The following is a 19,577-nucleotide window of genomic DNA, read 5'->3' on the forward strand; positions in this document are numbered from 1 at the left end:
GCCGCGCCTAATTACTCGAACCAGTGGGCTCGGGCGGCCATGATCAACTTGCCGGCACGCTCTTGGTCGATGCCGTCGATGTCGAGCAGGTCATCAATCGACTGCTCGGCCAGGTCTTCGCGGGTAACTACGCCGCGCACCGCCAGTTCCATCGCCAAATCCTTGTCCATACCCTCAAGCGAGAGCAGGTCTTCGGCCGGATGGGCGTCTGCCAGCTTTTCCTCAGTAGCGATGGCTTTGGTCAACAGGCGATCCTTGGCGCGAGCACGAAGCTCGTTGACGATGTCTTCGTCAAAGCCGTCGATGTTGAGCATTTCTTCCAGCGGTACGTAGGCAATCTCTTCCAGGCTGGTGAAGCCTTCATCGACCAGCACCTGTGCCAGTTCTTCGTCGACTTCCAGCTCGTCGATGAAGTTGCGCAGGATGTCACCGGTTTCAGCTTGCTGCTTGGCCTGGATGTCCGATTCGGTCATCACGTTCAGGGTCCAGCCGGTCAACTGACTGGCCAGGCGCACGTTCTGGCCACCACGGCCAATCGCCTGGGCCAGGTTGTCGGCACCCACGGCGATGTCCATGGCGTGGGCGTCTTCATCGACGATGATCGCCGCGACTTCAGCCGGCGACATGGCGTTGATGACGAACTGTGCAGGGTTGTCGTCCCAGAGGACGATATCCACGCGCTCGCCACCCAGTTCGCCGGACACTGCCTGGACACGCGAACCGCGCATGCCGATACAGGCACCTTGCGGGTCAATGCGTTTGTCTTTGGAGCGTACGGCGATCTTGGCGCGCGAACCCGGATCACGGGACGCGGCCATGACTTCGATCAGGCCCTCGGCGATTTCCGGCACTTCGATGCGGAACAGCTCGATCAGCATCTGTGGCGCGGTACGCGACAGGATCAACTGCGGGCCGCGGTTCTCGGTGCGGATTTCCTTGAGCAGTGCACGCAGGCGCACACCGACACGGAAAGTCTCGCGGGAGATGATGTCTTCACGGGCCAGCAACGCTTCGGCGTTGTTGCCCAGGTCAACGATGACGTTGTCACGGGTGACCTTCTTGACGGTACCGGAGATGATCTCGCCCAGACGCTCGCGGTAGGCATCTACCACTTGAGCGCGCTCGGCTTCACGGACCTTCTGGACGATGACTTGCTTGGCGGTCTGGGCGGCAATACGGCCGAACTCGATCGACTCGATCTTCTCTTCGATCACGTCACCGACTTTAGCTTCAGGATGGGTGTCCTGAATCTTCGCTGGCCACACTTCGATCGCCGGATCGTCAAGATCCTTTTCTTCGACGACAGTCCAGCGACGGAAGGTTTCGTAGCTACCGGTGTGGCGGTTGATTTCCACACGCAGGTCGACTTCGTCGTCAAAACGTTTTTTGGTTGCAGTGGCCAGAGCCACTTCCAGCGCTTCAAAAATTACGCCGGCCGGTACGCCCTTTTCGTTCGATACCGACTCAACAACCAGCAGTACTTCTTTGCTCATCGTACGCCTCGCCTTTCGCAAGCCATTGGATCCGCGCGGTCCGCGGGATCCGGCACGTCTCAGTCAAAACTGGGAATAATGTTGGCCTTGTCGATCGAATCGATCGGCAACAGGAATTCGTTGTTGTCTACCTGGACCACAACATCCTGCTCCTCCACGCCACGGAGAAGGCCCTGAAAGTTACGACGACCTTCAAAGGGCGTACGCAGCTTGATCTTCACTTGTTCGCCGGCATGCGAAGCAAACTGTTCCAAGGTGAACAGCGGGCGATCCATGCCAGGAGAGGACACTTCAAGGGTATATTCGGAAGTGATCGGGTCTTCGACATCGAGGATCGCGCTGGCCTGGTGACTGACTTTTGCGCAGTCATCAACAAGCACGCCATCTTCTTTATCGATATAAATCCGCAGGACCGAATGTTTGCCTTGAGAGATGAATTCGATCCCCCAGCATTGATAGCCAAGAGCCTCGACCACCGGGGCCAACAAGGCCTGCAACTGTTCTAGCTTGCTCGACACCTGAACCCCCTCGTGCATGCTATGCAAATAAAAAATGGGCAAAGCGCCCATCCCTGATACGCCGTTGAATACCGGCGTTATGACTGTTCAGCCAAGAAAAAGCCCCTGCAAAAGGGGCTCCGCTGAAACTGGTTGCGGGGGCTGGATTTGAACCAACGACCTTCGGGTTATGAGCCCGACGAGCTACCAGACTGCTCCACCCCGCGACAAAGCTGGGGCGAAAGTATACGACCGAACCCCGACAGGGTCAATCTAACCTCCACCTACAAGAAAGCCCGCTGTAGCGGGCTGTCTTGTTTCAATTGGTACCGAGAAGGGGACTCGAACCCCTACACCCTATGGGCACAACCACCTCAAGGTTGCGTGTCTACCAATTCCACCACCTCGGCAATACTACTTTGAAACCCGTTACTTCTGCTCTTGAGCGGGAGGAACATCACCAGTGTTAGTGGCTTCGCTCTTCTGCTCCTGGAGCACCGGTACATCATCTGTTGCCGGCTTTTGCTGCTTCACTTCCAAGACCGCTGGATCTGGCAACCCTACTTGAGTCAGCTCTTGAGCTTTCTCCTTAGCAAAGTATCCTAACCCAAGAGCAGTTAAGAAGAAAGAGGCAGCTAGTATAGCAGTAAACTTACTCAGAAAGGTAGCAGAACCTTGGCTTCCGAACACAGTATTTGAAGCACCTGCGCCGAAAGATGCACCCGCTTCCGCACCTTTACCCTGTTGCAGCAACACCAGCACTACCAAACCCAGCGCGCCCAACAGATGCAAAACAACGATCACTGTTTCCAGCATTTTTCAGTTTCCTGCGGCGCGACAAATTGCACCGAATTCGTCTGCGTTCAGGGAAGCCCCACCAATCAGGCCCCCATCGATATCCGGCATGCCGAACAGTTCAGCCGCATTGGCCGCCTTCACGCTGCCGCCGTATAGAAGCCGCACACTCGCTGCGACTTCCGGGTTCTTTGCCGCCAGCTGCTCGCGAATGGCCTTATGCACATCCTGAGCCTGCTGTGGCGAGGCTGTCAGCCCTGTACCGATGGCCCATACAGGCTCATAGGCAATCACCGCACTGGCGAAGACTTCGACACCGAACGCTTCGATGACGCTGTCCAGCTGACGCCCGACAATCTCAAGCGTTTTACCCGCTTCGCGCTCTTCGAGGGTTTCCCCTACACAGAGCACCGGCTTCAAACCACAAGCCTGTGCCGCAGCGAACTTGCGATTGAGAACTTCGTCGTTCTCGCCAATGATCTGGCGGCGCTCGGAGTGCCCAATCAGTACCAGCTCGCAACCTGCCTCGGCCAGTTGACTCGGTGCAATTTCACCGGTCAGTGCGCCTTGCTCAGGCTGTACCGCAGAATTCTGAGCGCCGACGGCGATCGCCTTGCCTTGTACGCCATCAATTACCTGATTGATGTACAGGGCGGGGGGAAACACCGCGACCTCGACACCGCTCGGCAGGGCGAGATTACTCAAGCCCTTGATCAGCTCAGCGACGCTGGCGCGGGTACCGTGCATCTTCCAGTTACCAGCTACCATAGGGCGACGCATGCTGTACCTCGTCGGTCAAAGAGGGCGCAGATGTTACCCAACCCAATCACCTCTGGCAAGCGTATTTCAAACGCAAACTTCACTTACCAGTTTTGCCAGGGCTTCGGCGTGGCCGCGGACCTGATTTTCATCCTCGCCTTCGACCATTACCCGCACCAGAGGCTCTGTCCCGGACTTGCGCAGCAGCACACGGCCACGACCGGCCAGTGCCTCGGTAACCTTGGCACTGGCCTCCTGGACAGCCGGATGCTCCAGGGGGTCGACCTTGCTCGCACCGAAGCGCACATTGATCAGCACCTGCGGGCATTTGCGCAGGGCCTGACGGGCCTGGGCCAGGGTCTCTTCGCGGCGTTTGAGGGCCATCAGCACCTGCAGCGCGGCGATGATCGCATCACCAGTGGTGGTGTGGTTGCAGCACACCACGTGCCCGGAGTTCTCGCCACCGATCACCCAGTCGCGCCCCAGCAGCTCGGCCATCACGTAGCGGTCACCGACCTTGGCGCGCACGAACGGGATGTCGAGGTCCTTCAGGGCCAGTTCCAGCCCCAGGTTGCTCATCAGGGTACCCACCACCCCACCCTGCAGCTTGCCACGCTCGTGCAGGTCACGGGCGATGATGAACAGCAGTTCGTCGCCATCGACGATGGCACCGGTGTGATCGACCATCAGTACACGGTCGCCGTCGCCATCGAAGGCGATACCCAGGTCGGCATGACCAACCAGGACCGCCGCCTGCAGCGACTCGATGTGGGTCGAACCACAGTTTTCGTTGATGTTCAGACCATCGGGCTGTGCCGACAGCACGGTGACATCGGCACCCAGCTCGCGGAACACGCTTGGCGCGACCTTGTAGGTAGCACCGTGAGCGCAGTCGACCACCAGCTTGAGACCGGCAAAATCGGTGCTGCTCGGCACGCTGCTCTTGCAGAATTCGATGTAACGGCCAGCCGCATCGTTGATACGCGACACCTTGCCCAGCTTGCTCGATTCGACCACGGTCATCGGCTGGTCGAGCAGTTCCTCGATCATCAGTTCGACTTCGTCCGGCAGCTTGGTGCCCTGGCCGGAGAAGAACTTGATGCCGTTGTCGTCATGCGGGTTGTGCGACGCACTGATGACAATGCCCGCTTCGGCGTGGAAGGTGCGGGTCAGGTAGGCGATGGCCGGGGTCGGCATCGGCCCGAGCAGCATCACATCAGCGCCAGCCGCCGACAATCCGGCTTCCAGTGCCGACTCGAACATGTAGCCCGAAATTCGCGTGTCCTTACCGACCAGTACCCGGCAAGCGCCTTGCTTGCGAAAGGCCATACCCGCAGCCCAACCGAGCTTGAGCATGAAATCAGGGGTAATCGGAAACTCGCCGACACGGCCACGAATGCCATCGGTGCCAAAGTATTTTCTGCTCATAGATGCTCCATCACTCTTATTCGGCGGCTTGCACCGCAGCAATCATCCGCACTACATCGGCGGTTTCGGCGACATCGTGAACGCGCAATATGCTCGCTCCCTTGGTCATCGCCAGCGCAGCCAGGGCCAGGCCGCCATAGAGCCGTTCTCCGACCGGGCGGCCCAGGGCCAGACCGATCATGCTCTTGCGAGAAACACCCACCAGCAAAGGACGCCCCAACCGATAGAGCGCCTCCATGTGCTTGAACAGGCTGAGGTTGTGTTCCAGGGTCTTGGCGAAGCCGAAACCCGGATCGAGGATGATCCGCCCGGCCTCGATGCCCACGGCCGCGCAGGCAGCCATTCGCTCTTCAAGATAGCTCGCCACCTCGGCGGTGACATCCTCGTAATGAGGATTATCCTGCATATCGCCCGGCTCGCCACGCATATGCATCAGGCACACCGGCAAACCGGTGGCTGCTGCGGCATCCAGGGCGCCATCACGACTGAGCGAGCGCACATCGTTGATCAGCCCGGCACCAAGCCTGGCCGACTCACGGATCACCGCTGGCGTAGAAGTATCGACCGAGATGATCACATCGAGTTCGCGATTGATCGCCTCGACGATCGGCGCAACGCGCTCCAGTTCTTCAAGCGCCGACACCGCGCGAGCGCCAGGGCGGGTGGACTCGCCACCGACATCGACCAGGGTCGCACCGGCAGCCACCATCGCCTCGGCGTGACGCAAGGCTGCGTCACGCTGGGTGAAGCGGCCGCCATCGGAGAAGGAATCGGGGGTGATATTGAGGATACCCATGACATGGGTACGGGACAAATCAAGAACCCGGTTGCCGCAAGGCAACCGGGTCGGGTACTGCTGTGAGGTCATATGTGCCCTTAGACTTGCGCCGCTGGACCGCCGATCGGCGACTCTGGGCGATCGCTCTGCGGAGCAGAGGTGCCTGGAGTGCCTGACCCACCTTCCCAATCACGCGGCTCGCGTGGCTCGCGACCAGCCATGATGTCGTCGATCTGATCGGCATCGATGGTCTCGTACTTCATCAGCGCATCGGCCATGGCGTCGAGCTTGTCGCGGTTCTCAGTGAGGATCTGCTTGGCCGTGGCATAGCACTGGTCAATGATGCTGCGCACTTCGGAGTCGATCAGCTTGGCGGTTTCACCGGAGACGCTGGCGTGCTGGGAACCGGCACTGCGGCCCAAAAACACTTCGCCTTCTTCTTCGGCATACATCAGCGGACCGAGTTTTTCCGACAGGCCCCATTTAGTGACCATGTTACGGGCGATCTGGCTGGCACGCATGATGTCGTTGGAAGCACCGGTGGTGACGCCATCGAAGCCCAGGGTCATCTCTTCGGCGATACGGCCACCGTACAGCGAGCAGATCTGGCTGATCAGCGCGCGCTTGGACAGGCTGTAGCGGTCTTCCTCAGGCAGGAACATGGTGACACCCAGTGCCCGGCCCCGCGGAATGATCGATACCTTGTAGACCGGGTCATGCTCGGGCACGACGCGACCGACAATGGCGTGACCAGCCTCGTGATAAGCGGTGTTCTGCTTCTCTTTCTCGGACATGACCATGCTCTTGCGCTCGGCGCCCATCATGATCTTGTCTTTGGCCAGCTCGAACTCTTTCATCTCGACGACGCGCTTGCCACCACGGGCAGCGAACAACGACGCCTCGTTGACCAGGTTGGCCAGGTCCGCACCGGAGAAGCCTGGAGTACCACGGGCAATGACCGCTGGATTGACGTTCTCGCCAATCGGCACCTTGCGCATATGCACTTTGAGGATCTGCTCACGGCCACGGATATCCGGCAGGCCAACCACCACCTGGCGGTCGAAACGGCCTGGACGCAGCAGCGCCGGGTCGAGTACGTCCGGACGGTTGGTCGCGGCGATGACGATGATGCCGTCGTTCATTTCGAAGCCGTCCATCTCCACCAGCAACTGGTTGAGGGTCTGCTCGCGTTCGTCGTGACCGCCGCCCATGCCGGCACCACGATGGCGGCCGACGGCGTCGATTTCGTCGATGAAGATGATGCACGGAGCATGCTTCTTGGCCTGCTCGAACATGTCGCGCACACGGCTGGCACCAACACCTACGAACATCTCGACAAAGTCGGAGCCGGAGATGGTGAAGAACGGCACCTTGGCTTCGCCGGCAATAGCCTTGGCTATCAGGGTCTTACCAGTACCTGGCGGGCCAACCATGAGCACGCCGCGAGGAATACGACCGCCCAGGCGCTGGAACTTGCCCGGGTCGCGCAGAAATTCGACCAGCTCGCCGACTTCTTCCTTGGCTTCGTCGCAACCAGCGACGTCGGCCAGGGTGGTTTTCACCTGGTCTTCGGAAAGCAGGCGCGCCTTGCTCTTGCCGAAGCTCATCGGCCCGCCCTTGCCACCGGCGCCGCCCTGCATCTGACGCATGAAGAACATGAATACGGCAATGATGACCAGGATCGGGAAGCTGGCGACCAGCAGTTGGGTCCAGATGCTCTGCTGCTCTGGCTGCTTGCCTTCGACCACGACGTGGTTGTCGACCAGGTCGCCGATCAGGCCGTTGTCCTGAATGGCCGGACGGATGGTCTTGAAGCTGTCGCCATCGGTACGTTTACCGGTAATGACGTAGCCGTCGACCGCAACGCGCTCGACCTTGCCATCCTTGACCTGCTGAATGAAGTCGGAATAGTTGAGGGTCTGCGGCTCATTCGGGCTGGAGAAGTTGTTCATCACCGTCACCAGGACAGCCGCGATGATCAACCACAGGATCAAGTTCTTTGCCATATCGTTCAATTAGCTACCCTCTGAAGCCGGCTGACGGCGCAGCCGTGCCTCGCATGATATTCACCGGCTTAACTTACTACATAACCTACACATCTGCAGGCGCCGTCTGTAACCCTTTGTGAAACCTAGACTACACGAAGTACATCCAGGTCAGGCAGGAGAGCCGATTGGAAAAAACTATCGGACACCCTGGAAGCCGCCGGCCTGACGCCCCTACTCGCCGCGGTAACCCCTCGCCAGCAAGTACTGTTCACGGGAGCGGTCCCGCGAAGAATCAGGTTTGAGCATCTGGACCTTGTCGAATTTCTGACGAGCGTCCTTGAGGTATACGTCAAACCCTTCGCCCTGGAAAATCTTGATCAGGAAATCACCACCCGGCTTGAGTACCCGGGTCGCCAGATCAAGGGCCAGCTCACAGAGAAACATGGCCTTGGGAATATCCACGGCAGGCGTACCACTCATATTGGGGGCCATATCGGAAATCACAAGGTCTACATGCGAATTACCCACCGCCTCAAGGATCTGTGCCAGCACTTCGTCCTGGGTAAAGTCGCCCTGGATGAAGGTAACGTCGGGAATACTGTCCATTTCCAGGATATCGGAAGCGATCAAGCGGCCCTGACCGCCGATCAGACGACTGGTCACCTGCGACCAGCCACCCGGCGCCGCGCCGAGATCGACGACACTCATACCCGGGCGGATAATCCGGTACTTTTCTTGAATTTCCAGCAATTTATAGCTCGCACGCGAGCGATAACCATCCTTTTGCGCTTTTTTAACGTAAGGATCGTTGAAGTGTTCTTTCAGCCAGCCAAGGCTTGTCTTGGAACGCGCCATTGGGCACCTCGATGATAAGGGTCGTGATTAACTGGGCGGATCCACGGGCCCTCGGGTAAAATGGCCGCCATTTTTACAGAATCAGACAAAGGGTCAGATTATGCCGCTCAATAACGAGCAGAAGAAACAGTACAAATCCATTGGCCACGACCTGAAACCAGTTCTGATTGTGGCAGGCAACGGGCTGACTGAAGGGGTTATCGCCGAACTCGAACGCGCTCTGGCCGATCACGAACTGATCAAAGTCGAGATTCGCTCCGAAGACCGCGAAGAGCGTGCTGCCGCAATTGCCGCGCTGTGCAAGGCCGGCCGCGCCGAACTGGTACAGACCATCGGCAAGAAAGCGCTGATCTATCGCCGCAATCCGCAGCCGAACAAACAGCTGTCGAACATCCACCGTTACAAGTGATGTTCGCCCCGGTCAGTGGCGCGCCTTGCGCGCCCTGCCCGGCACGGGTTGCATGACCAGCAGCAAGCCGGTCAGGCCCAGCACCAGGTAGCAGAACAGCTGCCAGCGCAACTCCTCCGGCATGCCCATGCGCAAGGCGAAATACACCACGCACGCCAGCATCGCCATCGACAGCAACTGCCCCCGCATGTCCCGCCACAGACTGGCCAGGCCCTGAGCCTGAATCAGCACCAGTGCCTGCACGCCTGCGCAAAACGCCGCAAACGCCACCAGCAACGATGCCATCAGGCTGCCAATATCCTCGATCAGCAGCGGCGCCAGGCCAATCTGGCCCAACGCCGGCAACAGACCGAAATGCAGCATCCACAGGCCACCAACCCAGAACACCTGAGTCAGTTGCCAGATCACCGGGGCCGCGGCAAAGCCGCGGCGACGGTCAAATGTGGGCGACTTCGACAATCTCGTACTCGACCAGGCCGCTCGGGGTTTTCACCGCCACAACGTCGCCTTCTTCCTTGCCGATCAGAGCACGGGCGATGGGCGAACCCACCGACAGTTTGCCGGATTTGATGTCGGCTTCATCCTCACCGACGATCTTGTACTTCAAGCTTTCGTCCGTCTCGACGTTGGCGATTTCGACGGTAGTGCCGAAGATCACCTTGCCGGTGTGCGCAATAGTGGTGACATCAATGACCACCGCGTTCTGCAGACGCCCTTCGATATCACGGATTCGCGCTTCGACCATACCCTGCTCTTCACGGGCAGCGTGGTATTCGGCGTTTTCCTTGAGGTCACCGAGTTCGCGGGCCTCGCCAATGGCCTGGCTCAGGCGCGGACGCTCGGTCTTGCTGAGGAATTCGTGCTCATCTTCCAGGGCGCGATGGCCCTGGACAGTCATCGGGTATTTGATCATGCCTTGAGTCCTGCATGGAGATCCTGCAAGCGGCGCACGGTCTTTTCCGGACCGAACTTCAGCGCTTCACAGATAGCTTCACCGGCCGCAATGGTGGTGGTGCAGTAGATCTTGTGCTGCAACGCATTGCGGCGAATCGAGTAGGAGTCGGCGATCGACTGACGGCCTTCGGTGGTGTTGATGATCAGCGACACTTCGTCGTTCTTGATCATGTCGACCACGTGCGGACGACCTTCGGTCACCTTGTTCACGCGACGCACTTTCAGGCCAGCCGCTTCGATGACCTTGGCGGTACCGACGGTGGCAACCACTTCGAAGCCCAGGGCGATCAGGTCGCGAGCAACGCCAGCCACTTGTGGCTTGTCGTCGTCACGCACGCTGATGAACGCAGTACCGCCGGTCGGCAATACTTCGCTGGCGCCCATCTGGGCCTTGGCGAAGGCTTCACCGAAGCTGTCGCCGACACCCATGACTTCACCGGTGGATTTCATCTCTGGGCCGAGGATCGGGTCAACACCCGGGAACTTGGCGAATGGGAACACCGCTTCCTTGACGCTGTAGAAGTTAGGAATGATTTCCTTGGTGAAACCGATTTCCTTGAGGGTCTTGCCGGCCATGACCCGCGCGGCAATCATCGCCAGCGAAGTGCCGATGCACTTGGAGACGAACGGCACGGTACGCGAGGCGCGCGGGTTGACTTCGATCACGTAGATCTTGTCGCCCTGCAGGGCCAACTGCACGTTCATCAGGCCGACAACGCCCAGTTCCAGGGCCATTTTCTTGACCTGTTCACGGACTTCGTCCTGCACATGGGCGGGCAGCGAGTACGGAGGCAGCGAGCACGCCGAGTCACCGGAGTGAACACCGGCCTGCTCGATGTGCTGCATGATCGCGCCGATCACCACGTCGGTGCCGTCGCAGACCGCATCCACGTCCATCTCGATGGCGCAGTTGAGGAAGTGGTCGAGCAGCACCGGGCTGTCGTTGGACACTTGTACCGCTTCACGCAGGTAGCGCTTGAGCTCGTCCAGTTCGTAGACGATTTCCATCGCGCGGCCGCCCAGTACGTAGGACGGGCGAACCACCAGCGGGTAACCGATCACGCCGGCAGCACGAATCGCTTCGTCTTCGCTGCGCACGGTGGCGTTTGGCGGCTGCAGCAGGTTCAGGCGCTGAACCATCTGCTGGAAACGCTCGCGGTCTTCGGCGCGGTCGATGGAGTCCGGGCTGGTACCGATGATCGGTACGCCGGCTTCTTCCAGGGCTCGCGCGAGTTTCAGCGGGGTCTGGCCGCCATAATGGACGATCACGCCCTTCGGCTTCTCGACGCGAACCACTTCCAGTACGTCTTCCAGGGTCAGCGGCTCGAAGTACAGGCGGTCGGAGGTGTCGTAGTCGGTGGAGACGGTTTCCGGGTTGCAGTTGACCATGATGGTCTCGTAACCGTCTTCACGCAGGGCCAGTGCCGCGTGTACGCAGCAGTAGTCGAACTCGATGCCCTGGCCGATACGGTTAGGACCGCCACCCAGGATCATGATCTTGTCGCGGGTCGACGGATTGGCCTCGCACTCTTCCTCGTAGGTCGAGTACAGGTAGGCGGTATCGGTGGCGAACTCGGCGGCGCAGGTGTCGACGCGCTTGTAGACCGGGAACACTTCGAGCTTGTGACGGTGACGACGCAGGTTCTTGTCGGTGATACCCAGCAGCTTGGCCAGACGCTGATCGGAGAAGCCCTTGCGCTTGAGGCGCAGCATCAGGTCCTTGTCGATCGCCGACAGGGCCAGGGTCTTGACCTTCTCTTCTTCCTTGATCAGGTCTTCCATCTGCACCAGGAACCAGTGGTCGATACCGGTCAGGGCGAAGATTTCATCGCAGGTCATGCCCGAACGCATGGCGTCGGCGACGTACCAGATGCGCTCGGCGCCCGGCACGGTCAGCTCGCGCTTGAGGATGCTGGCAGCGTCCGGGCTGGCCAGGTCGACTTTCGGGTCCAGGCCGCACACGCCAACTTCCAGACCGCGCAGGGCTTTCTGCAGCGACTCCTGGAAGGTCCGGCCGATGGCCATGACTTCACCCACGGATTTCATCTGGGTGGTCAGGCGGGCGTCGGCTTTCGGGAATTTCTCGAAGGCGAAACGCGGCAGCTTGGTGACGACATAGTCGATCGACGGTTCGAAGGACGCCGGGGTACGGCCGCCAGTGATGTCGTTCTGCAGTTCGTCGAGGGTGTAACCGACCGCCAGCTTGGCGGCGATCTTGGCGATCGGGAAGCCGGTGGCTTTCGACGCCAGGGCCGAGGAACGCGAAACCCGTGGGTTCATTTCGATCACGACCATGCGGCCGGTGTCCGGGCAGATACCGAACTGCACGTTGGAACCGCCGGTCTCGACACCGATTTCACGCAGCACCGCCAGCGAGGCGTTGCGCATGATCTGGTATTCCTTGTCGGTCAGGGTCTGTGCCGGCGCCACGGTGATCGAGTCGCCGGTGTGCACGCCCATCGGGTCGAAGTTTTCGATCGAGCAGACGATGATGCAGTTGTCCTTTTTGTCGCGGACCACTTCCATCTCGTACTCTTTCCAGCCGATCAGCGATTCGTCGATCAGCAGTTCCTTGGTCGGCGACAGGTCCAGACCACGGGCACAGATTTCTTCGAATTCTTCACGGTTGTAGGCAATGCCGCCACCGGTGCCGCCCATGGTGAAGGACGGACGGATGATGCACGGGAAGCCGAGCTTCTCGAGGACCGCATTGGCCTCTTCCATGCTGTGGGCGATACCGGAGCGCGGGCACTCAAGGCCAATGGCCTTCATGGCGGTGTCGAAGCGCGAACGGTCTTCAGCCTTGTCGATGGTGTCGGCGTTGGCGCCGATCATTTCCACGCCGAACTTTTCCAGGACGCCTTCGCGCTCCAGGTCCAGGGCGCAGTTCAGGGCAGTCTGGCCACCCATGGTCGGCAGCAGCGCGTCAGGACGCTCTTTCTCGATGATCTTGGCAACGGTCTGCCACTTGATCGGTTCGATATAGGTCGCATCAGCCATGGCCGGGTCGGTCATGATGGTGGCCGGGTTGGAGTTCACCAGGATGACGCGGTAGCCCTCTTCGCGCAGGGCTTTGCACGCCTGGGCGCCGGAGTAGTCGAATTCGCAGGCCTGGCCGATCACGATCGGGCCAGCGCCGAGAATCAGGATGCTTTTAATGTCTGTACGTTTTGGCATGGGTTGTCACTCAATTCCGCAGGTCAGTCGGCAAGCCGCATTGAACAATCTTGGGGGCGGCACCTGAACGCGGCTTGCACCGGTCCAGGGCCTTCTCGCCAGATGCTCAGCGGCGCTTGGCCATGGCATCGATGAAACGGTCGAACAGTGGCGCGACGTCGGTCGGGCCCGGGCTGGCTTCAGGGTGGCCCTGGAAGCTGAACGCGCTCTTGTCGGTGCGCTCGATGCCTTGCAGGGTGCCGTCGAACAGCGACTTGTGGATGGCGCGCACGTTACCCGGCAGGGTTGCTTCGTCAACCGCAAAGCCGTGGTTCTGGCTGGTGATCATCACAACGCCGGTGTCCAGGTCCTGGACCGGGTGGTTGGCGCCGTGGTGACCATGACCCATTTTCACGGTCTTGGCACCGGAGGCCAGGGCCAGCAACTGGTGACCCAGGCAAATGCCGAACACCGGGATCTCGGTTTCGAGGATGTCCTTGATCGCCTGGATCGCGTAGTCGCAAGGCTCCGGATCGCCAGGGCCGTTGGACAGGAACACGCCATCGGGGTTGAGCGCGAGGACTTCGCTGGCCGGGGTTTGCGCCGGCACTACAGTCAGGCGGCAGCCGCGGGCGACCAGCATGCGCAGGATGTTCAGCTTGACGCCAAAATCGTAGGCAACCACGTGATACGGCAGCTCGGACGCTTCAATGGTGGCGTGGCTGTCGGTCTTCAGCTCCCAGACGCTGGAGCGCCATTCGTAGCTGTTCTTGGTGCTGACGACTTTCGCCAGGTCCATGCCCTTCAGGCCCGGGAAGCCGCGAGCGGCGGCGATTGCGGCCTCTTCGCTGATGTTGTCGCCGGCGAGGATGCAGCCGTTCTGCGCGCCCTTCTCACGCAGGATGCGGGTCAGGCGACGGGTGTCGATACCAGCGATCGCCACCACGTTGTGGGCCTTGAGGTAATCAGGCAGGGATTGCTTGTTGCGCCAGTTGCTCGCGATCAGAGGCAGGTCGCGAATCACCAGACCGGCCGACCAGACGCGGTCGGATTCGGCGTCTTCCGGCGTGGTGCCGGTGTTGCCGATGTGCGGGTAAGTCAGGGTAACGATTTGCTGCGCATAGGAAGGGTCAGTCAGGATTTCCTGATAGCCGGTCATTGCGGTGTTAAACACCACCTCACCAACGGTCTGACCGTCGGCTCCAATGGCTTCACCGCGAAAAATGCTGCCATCAGCAAGGGCGAGTATGGCTGGCTTAGTCAAGAAGACCTCCCGTAAATCTAGCCTGAAGGGGCGATCGCAGGTTGCAAAAAAGCGGAATGACGTATAGACACGTCACCCCGCTTTCTTCGTCGAATTATCTGCGCGCTTTTAGTGGACACACTAAAGCTGTAGCTTACAGAAAAACGCTTTTTTGGTCTACCACTGAAGTGCCTGAAAGGCGCAGGAATGCGACAGGGCGTCGCGGGAATGGAAAAGCATCGCTGGCAAGCCAGCTCCCACAGGAGATACTGAGACGCAGGAATTGCAGCCATGGCGCAATTCCTGTGGGAGCTGGCCTTGCCAGCGATGGGCCGCGCAGCGGCCCCTGAACAGCGTTCAACGCAGGTCGAGCACGTCCTGCATGTCGTACAGGCCAGGCTCGCGCCCGTCCAGCCACAGGGCCGCACGTACCGCACCCTTGGCGAAGGTCATGCGGCTGGAGGCCTTGTGGGTGATCTCCAGGCGCTCACCTTCGGCAGCAAACAGCACGGTGTGATCACCGACCACATCGCCGGCACGCACGGTGGCGAAGCCGATGGTCTTGCGATCACGCGCACCGGTCTGGCCTTCACGGCCATACACCGCCACTTCCTGCAGGTCGCGGCCCAGCGCATTGGCAACCACTTCACCCATGCGCAGCGCAGTACCCGACGGCGCATCGACCTTGTGCCGGTGGTGAGCCTCGATGATCTCGATATCGACATCATCACCCAGCACCCGCGCAGCCATGTCCAGCAGCTTCAGGCTGAGGTTGACGCCAACACTGAAGTTGGCGGCGAAGACGATCGCAATGTCCTTGCCCGCTTCGGCCAGCAGTTGCTTTTCTTCGGCCGTGAAACCGGTGGTGCCGATGATCATCGCCTTGCCTGCCTTGCGGCAGAACGCCAGGTTCTTCAGGGTCACCGAGGGATGAGTGAAGTCGATCAGCACGTCGAACTCGTCGGCGACCTTGGCCAGGTCGTCGGACAGCAGCACGCCGATCCGGCCCAGCGCCGCCAGCTCACCTGCATCAGCGCCGACCAGCGAGCTGTCGGGGCGATCGATCGCCGCGGTCAGCCCGGCACCCGGGGCTTGCTGCACCGCTTCGATCAGGGTCTTGCCCATGCGCCCTGCCGCGCCCATTACCGCTATACGTCGCATGCCCTATTCCTTCTTAGAGATCACCGAAGAAGCGCTTCACGCCTTCGAACCAGCCATTGGCTTTCGGCGAATGGGAACTGTCGCCTTCCAGCGAATCACGCAGCTCTTCGAGCAGCTCGCGCTGACGACGGCTGAGGTTGACCGGGGTTTCCACCGCGACCCGGCACATCAGGTCACCGGCACCACCACCGCGAACCGGCGCCACACCCTTGCCGCGCAGACGGAACTGCTTGCCGGTCTGGGTACCTTCCGGGATCTTCAGCTTGACCCGACCATCGAGGGTCGGCACTTCCAGCTCGCCACCCAGGGCAGCGTCGGTGTAGCTGATCGGCACTTCGCAGTACAGATGCTTGCCGTCGCGCTGGAAAATCGAGTGTTCACGCACGTTGATCACAACGTACAGGTCGCCAGTCGGGCCACCTTGCGAACCGGCCTCGCCCTCACCGGACAGACGAATACGGTCGCCGGTGTCGACACCTGCCGGAACCTTGACCGACAGGGTCTTGTACTCTTCGGTGCGGCCTTCGCCATGGCACGAATCGCACGGGTCGGTGATGATCTTGCCCTGGCCGTGGCAACGTGGGCAGGTCTGCTGGACCGAGAAGAAGCCCTGCTGCATGCGCACCTGGCCGATACCGCCACAGGTCGGGCAGGTCGAAGGCGACGAGCCTTTCTTGGCGCCGGAGCCGTCACACGGCTTGCAATTGACCAGCGTCGGCACACGGATATTGACCGTGGTACCGCGGACGGCCTCTTCCAGGTTCAGCTCAAGGGTATAACGCAGGTCGCTGCCACGCTGGGCACCACCACGCGAACCACCACGGCCACCGCCGAAGAAATCGCTGAACACATCACCGAAGATATCCGAGAAGTTCGCGCCGCCGAAACCGGCGCCGCCACCACCCATGCTCGGATCCACGCCGGCATGACCATACTGGTCATAGGCCGCACGCTTGCTGGCATCGGAGAGCACTTCGTAAGCCTCGTTGGCTTCCTTGAATTTCTCTTCCGAGTCCTTGTCATCAGGATTACGGTCCGGGTGATGCTTCATCGCCAGGCGGCGATAGGCCTTCTTCAGGTCCGCTTCACTGGAGCCGCGCTCAACTCCCAGAACTTCGTAATAGTCACGCTTTGCCATAAGTCTTTGCACTCTTGAGGACGTTCGGCAAACCTCTGCGCATTCCGCGCTGTGCCGCCAGCACCCACCCCACCTACCCCACGGGCGGCTGACAGATGCTGTAAAAATTCGGGTATTGCAGACACGCCAACGCGGGAGCAAGCCCCCGCGCGGCGACATCCTACCAGCCAACCATCAAAAAACAGTCAACTGGCCGACAACCTGTAGCAATTACTTGTTCTCTTTGACTTCTTCGAACTCGGCATCGACGACGTCGTCGTGCTTGGCTTCCGGCTCAGCTTGCTGAGCGCCGCCCTGAGGCTGTTCAGCCGACTGCTCGGCGTACATCTTCTGGGCAACCGGAGCCGAGACTTTCGACAGCTCTTCGACCTTGGCGTCGATGGCAGCCTTGTCGTCGCCCTTGATGGCGGCTTCCAGGGCAACCACGGCAGCTTCGATCGCGGTTTTCTCATCGGCAGTGACCTTGTCACCGGCGTCTGCGACCATCTTGCGAGTCGAATGAACCAGTGCATCACCCTGGTTACGGGCAGCGGCCAGTTCTTCGAACTTGCGGTCTTCTTCCGAGTTCGCTTCGGCGTCGCGGATCATCTGCTGAATTTCTTCATCAGACAGGCCGGAGTTGGCCTTGATCACGATCGACTGGGTCTTGCCGGTGGCCTTGTCTTTGGCGCCGACATGCAGGATGCCGTTGGCGTCGATATCGAAGGTCACTTCGATCTGTGGCACGCCACGTGGTGCTGGTGGAATGTCAGCCAGGTCGAACTTGCCCAGGGACTTGTTCTGTGCAGCCTGCTTACGCTCACCTTGCAGCACGTGAATGGTCACGGCGCCCTGGTTGTCATCGGCAGTCGAGAACACTTGCGACTTCTTGGTCGGGATAGTGGTGTTCTTCTCGATCAGCGCGGTCATCACGCCACCCATGGTTTCGATACCCAGGGTCAGCGGGCTGACGTCCAGCAGCAGTACGTCCTTGACGTCACCGGCCAGTACCGCACCCTGGATGGCAGCACCCATGGCAACCGCTTCGTCCGGGTTGACGTCTTTACGCGCTTCTTTGCCGAAGAAGTCGGTAACAGCTTTTTGCACCAGCGGCATACGGGTCTGACCGCCGACCAGGATCACGTCGTCGATCTTGCTGACGTCGATACCGGCGTCTTTCATGGCGATGCGGCATGGCTCGATGGTGCGCTGAACCAGGTCTTCTACCAGCGATTCCAGCTTGGCGCGGGAGATCTTCACGTTCAGGTGCTTAGGACCGGTAGCATCTGCAGTGATGTACGGCAGGTTGACGTCGGTCTGCTGGCTCGAGGACAGCTCGATCTTGGCCTTTTCAGCAGCTTCTTTCAGGCGCTGCATGGCCAGCGGGTCACCTTTGAGGTTCATGCCGCTTTCTTTCTTGAACTCGTCGACGAGGTAGTCGATCAGGCGGATGTCGAAGTCTTCACCACCGAGGAAAGTGTCACCGTTGGTGGCCAGAACTTCGAACTGGTGCTCGCCATCGACTTCGGCGATTTCGATGACCGAAACGTCGAAGGTACCGCCACCCAGGTCATAAACGATCACGGTGTGATCGCCCTTGGCCTTGTCCATGCCGTAGGCCAGAGCCGCCGCGGTTGGTTCGTTGATGATCCGCTTGACGTCCAGACCGGCGATACGGCCGGCGTCCTTGGTGGCCTGACGCTGGCTGTCGTTGAAGTAGGCCGGAACGGTGATCACCGCTTCGGTCACTGGCTCGCCGAGGTAGTCTTCGGCGGTCTTCTTCATCTTTTTCAGGATTTCAGCCGAGATTTGTGGCGGCGCCATTTTCTGGCCGTTCACTTCAACCCAGGCGTCATTGTTGTCAGCCTTGACGATCTTGTACGGAACCATCTGGATGTCTTTCTGCACCACTTCTTCATCGAAGCGACGGCCGATCAGACGCTTTACCGCGTACAGGGTGTTGTGCGGGTTGGTGACCGCCTGACGCTTGGCCGACTGGCCAACCAGGATTTCGCCATCGTTGGCGTAGGCAATGATCGACGGCGTGGTACGAGCGCCTTCGGCGTTCTCGATAACCTTGACGTTGCCGTTTTCCAGAATGGAGACGCAGGAGTTGGTGGTCCCCAGGTCGATACCAATGATTTTACCCATGTTAACTCTCCCGAAACTTGAATTTGGTTGCCGCAGCAGTGGTGGCTAACTGCGGTAATACTTGAATGCTTGACACCTAGATGGGGGCGCTGAAAACGATTTCAAGCCTGCTCGTCAATCGACGGCGAAACCGTTGCCGGGGCCTTGCTGACCACGACCATGGCCGGGCGCAGCAGACGGCCGTTGAGCTGATAGCCCTTCTGGAACACCTTGAGCACGCTGTTGGGCTCGACCTCGGCGCTTTCCTGCATGGCCATCGCCTGATGGTGCTCGGCATTGAACGGTTCGCCGTGCGGGTCGATGGCCTCGAGGTTGTAGCGCTTGAGGGTGTCGTGGAACATTTTCAGGGTCAGCTCGATGCCTTCGCGCATCGGGCGGATGCTCTCGTCGTCCGGGCTGGACAGTTCCAGGCCGCGCTCGAGGCTGTCGATGACCGGCAGCAGGTCAGCGGCGAATTTTTCCAGGGCGAACTTGTGCGCCTTTTCTACGTCCTGCTCGGCGCGGCGGCGCACGTTCTGCAGGTCGGCGGCGGTGCGCAGGGATTGATCCTGGGCCGCCGCCAGCTGCTCTTCGAGCACCTGCACGCGGGCGCTCAGCTCTTGGTCGCCAGCCGCTTCGGCGTTCAGATTCTGTTCATCCAGCTGTTCGTCAGCCATAAAATCTCTCCTCTCGAATTAGGTCTGCGAGCATTACTCGCGCGTCTGCCGGCTATATGGGGTCGCAAAACCCAGGTTCAAGGGCCTGCAAGGCAGCTCGCTCAGATTCGTTCATAACCCATGGCGATCAGAACAGC

General features: G+C 60.0%; 17 protein-coding genes and 2 tRNA genes. 1 reads left to right on the top strand and 18 read right to left on the bottom strand.

What is annotated here, in order from left to right:
- Positions 1 to 11: 11 nt before the first annotated feature.
- The 10 genes from nusA to rlmE all read right to left on the bottom strand — a co-directional run bounded on the left by nusA (position 12) and on the right by rlmE (position 8,593).
- On the bottom strand, positions 12 to 1,493 hold the full coding sequence (nusA, locus tag LOY45_RS22940; RefSeq protein WP_010222981.1) for a transcription termination factor NusA: 1,482 nt from the start codon (positions 1,491 to 1,493) through the stop codon (positions 12 to 14).
- Positions 1,494 to 1,552: 59 nt separating this feature from the next.
- The gene (gene rimP / locus LOY45_RS22945; protein WP_038999709.1) at positions 1,553 to 2,011 is read right to left on the bottom strand and encodes a ribosome maturation factor RimP; all 459 of its coding nucleotides are present in this window, start codon (positions 2,009 to 2,011) and stop codon (positions 1,553 to 1,555) included.
- A gap of 129 nt (positions 2,012 to 2,140) precedes the next feature.
- Positions 2,141 to 2,217 (bottom strand) — tRNA-Met (locus LOY45_RS22950).
- Between the two features lie 97 nt (positions 2,218 to 2,314).
- Positions 2,315 to 2,400: transfer RNA gene (locus LOY45_RS22955), tRNA-Leu, on the bottom strand.
- A gap of 19 nt (positions 2,401 to 2,419) precedes the next feature.
- Entirely contained in the window at positions 2,420 to 2,806 is a 387-nt protein-coding gene (secG, locus tag LOY45_RS22960) for a preprotein translocase subunit SecG (protein WP_115085234.1), read from the bottom strand.
- A gap of 3 nt (positions 2,807 to 2,809) precedes the next feature.
- Positions 2,810 to 3,565, bottom strand: coding sequence for a triose-phosphate isomerase (gene tpiA, locus LOY45_RS22965; RefSeq protein ID WP_010222978.1), 756 nt, complete (start codon positions 3,563 to 3,565; stop codon positions 2,810 to 2,812).
- Between the two features lie 66 nt (positions 3,566 to 3,631).
- Positions 3,632 to 4,972: a phosphoglucosamine mutase gene (gene glmM, locus LOY45_RS22970; protein WP_115085233.1), complete on the bottom strand. Its 1,341-nt coding sequence runs from the start codon at positions 4,970 to 4,972 to the stop codon at positions 3,632 to 3,634.
- 16 nt (positions 4,973 to 4,988) lie between these two features.
- The gene (gene folP, locus LOY45_RS22975) at positions 4,989 to 5,840 is read right to left on the bottom strand and encodes a dihydropteroate synthase (RefSeq protein ID WP_258578412.1); all 852 of its coding nucleotides are present in this window, start codon (positions 5,838 to 5,840) and stop codon (positions 4,989 to 4,991) included.
- An 8-nt stretch (positions 5,841 to 5,848) separates the two neighbouring features.
- Positions 5,849 to 7,756 (bottom strand): ATP-dependent zinc metalloprotease FtsH, encoded by a 1,908-nt coding sequence (gene ftsH / locus LOY45_RS22980; protein WP_115085231.1) that lies wholly within the window; start codon positions 7,754 to 7,756, stop codon positions 5,849 to 5,851.
- A gap of 213 nt (positions 7,757 to 7,969) precedes the next feature.
- Positions 7,970 to 8,593, bottom strand: a complete 624-nt coding sequence (rlmE, locus tag LOY45_RS22985; RefSeq protein ID WP_010222974.1) for a 23S rRNA (uridine(2552)-2'-O)-methyltransferase RlmE — start codon at positions 8,591 to 8,593, stop codon at positions 7,970 to 7,972.
- A gap of 100 nt (positions 8,594 to 8,693) precedes the next feature.
- On the opposite strand from rlmE, the gene yhbY reads away from it, so the two are divergent.
- Positions 8,694 to 9,002, top strand: coding sequence for a ribosome assembly RNA-binding protein YhbY (gene yhbY, locus LOY45_RS22990; protein ID WP_038606752.1), 309 nt, complete (start codon positions 8,694 to 8,696; stop codon positions 9,000 to 9,002).
- Between the two features lie 12 nt (positions 9,003 to 9,014).
- Here yhbY and LOY45_RS22995 read toward each other — a convergent pair whose 3' ends face one another.
- From LOY45_RS22995 to grpE, 8 genes are all read right to left on the bottom strand, one after another.
- Positions 9,015 to 9,410, bottom strand: a complete 396-nt coding sequence (locus LOY45_RS22995; protein WP_115085271.1) for an MFS transporter — start codon at positions 9,408 to 9,410, stop codon at positions 9,015 to 9,017.
- 28 nt (positions 9,411 to 9,438) lie between these two features.
- A complete protein-coding gene (greA, locus tag LOY45_RS23000; protein ID WP_115085229.1) occupies positions 9,439 to 9,915 on the bottom strand; it encodes a transcription elongation factor GreA in 477 nt (158 codons plus the stop codon).
- Positions 9,912 to 13,133 (bottom strand): carbamoyl-phosphate synthase large subunit, encoded by a 3,222-nt coding sequence (gene carB / locus LOY45_RS23005; RefSeq protein WP_115085228.1) that lies wholly within the window; start codon positions 13,131 to 13,133, stop codon positions 9,912 to 9,914. Before carB ends, greA begins: the two co-directional genes overlap by 4 nt.
- Positions 13,134 to 13,239: 106 nt before the next feature.
- Positions 13,240 to 14,376, bottom strand: coding sequence for a glutamine-hydrolyzing carbamoyl-phosphate synthase small subunit (gene carA / locus LOY45_RS23010; protein WP_115085227.1), 1,137 nt, complete (start codon positions 14,374 to 14,376; stop codon positions 13,240 to 13,242).
- 336 nt (positions 14,377 to 14,712) lie between these two features.
- Positions 14,713 to 15,516, bottom strand: coding sequence for a 4-hydroxy-tetrahydrodipicolinate reductase (gene dapB / locus LOY45_RS23015; RefSeq protein ID WP_115085226.1), 804 nt, complete (start codon positions 15,514 to 15,516; stop codon positions 14,713 to 14,715).
- A 13-nt stretch (positions 15,517 to 15,529) separates the two neighbouring features.
- Positions 15,530 to 16,654: a molecular chaperone DnaJ gene (gene dnaJ, locus LOY45_RS23020; RefSeq protein WP_115085225.1), complete on the bottom strand. Its 1,125-nt coding sequence runs from the start codon at positions 16,652 to 16,654 to the stop codon at positions 15,530 to 15,532.
- A gap of 210 nt (positions 16,655 to 16,864) precedes the next feature.
- On the bottom strand, positions 16,865 to 18,784 hold the full coding sequence (gene dnaK, locus LOY45_RS23025) for a molecular chaperone DnaK (RefSeq protein ID WP_115085224.1): 1,920 nt from the start codon (positions 18,782 to 18,784) through the stop codon (positions 16,865 to 16,867).
- Between the two features lie 101 nt (positions 18,785 to 18,885).
- Positions 18,886 to 19,440: a nucleotide exchange factor GrpE gene (grpE, locus tag LOY45_RS23030; RefSeq protein WP_115085223.1), complete on the bottom strand. Its 555-nt coding sequence runs from the start codon at positions 19,438 to 19,440 to the stop codon at positions 18,886 to 18,888.
- Positions 19,441 to 19,577 lie beyond the last annotated feature (137 nt).

Source organism: Pseudomonas wadenswilerensis (assembly GCF_024749185.1).
GTDB lineage: Bacteria > Pseudomonadota > Gammaproteobacteria > Pseudomonadales > Pseudomonadaceae > Aquipseudomonas > Aquipseudomonas wadenswilerensis.